This window comes from Tepidimonas sp. (genome assembly GCF_046292505.1).
GTDB lineage: Bacteria > Pseudomonadota > Gammaproteobacteria > Burkholderiales > Burkholderiaceae_C > Tepidimonas.
The window spans coordinates 1-627 of sequence record NZ_JBKBQX010000211.1 but is presented as its reverse complement, the minus strand read 5'-3'; the positions used below and the strand labels follow the sequence as shown (position 1 = coordinate 627).

Genomic DNA, 627 nt, shown 5'->3' with positions numbered 1-627 from the left:
GCCCGCAGCGCCCAATAGGCGGCCAGCGGCTCCAGCGGATGCCCTTGCACCTGCGGCAGCAGGCTGGCCAGGCGGCTGGCCTCGCCTTTGTGGAAGGCTGTCCGCATCTCGGTCAGCGCGCGCTCGGCGGCGGCCGCGCGCGCCGCCGTGTCGCTGGCCGCCCACAGCGGGGGGATGCCCAGCAGCGCCGCCGCGACGCAGGCGAGTGCCGCCCAGCGGCGGGACGGTAAGATGGCAGTGGCCCCTGTCGTGACCCCTGCGATGGTGTTGCCCCAATCCAGCGCCCAGCGGCGCACATGTACCAGACCCATAAAGGCGATTATGGAGAACATCGACCCCGAACGCCAGGGCGAGGAGACCGATCCCGCAGCCCGCAAGCGGCAGTGGCGCCAGCGGCTGGTGGCCGAGCGGCTGCGCCTGTCCGACCGGCTGGCGCGCAACGAGGCCTTGCAGCGCGTCATGCGGGTGTGGATGGTGGAGCGGCCCGATGCGGTGATCGGGGAGGGCCTGACGGTCGCTGGTGCTTTGGCCTCCTGCTCCGGTCGGGAAGGCGTCATCCGCCTCGTGGACTGATAACTCGCCTCACGGAAAACGCCCGGAAAGCCGGGCGTTTTTGTTCGCGATCCT

The 627-nt window shown here is 71.0% G+C and carries 1 protein-coding gene and 1 pseudogene; one reads left to right on the top strand and one right to left on the bottom strand.

Annotation, left to right across the window (positions count from 1 at the left end):
* Positions 1 to 311 (bottom strand): annotated as a pseudogene (locus tag ACK4TH_RS12815) (hypothetical protein); the annotation flags it as partial.
* Positions 312 to 321: 10 nt separating this feature from the next.
* Here ACK4TH_RS12815 and ACK4TH_RS12810 point away from each other — a divergent pair.
* The gene (locus ACK4TH_RS12810; RefSeq protein ID WP_409626994.1) at positions 322 to 573 is read left to right on the top strand and encodes a hypothetical protein; all 252 of its coding nucleotides are present in this window, start codon (positions 322 to 324) and stop codon (positions 571 to 573) included.
* Positions 574 to 627: the final 54 nt, after the last annotated feature.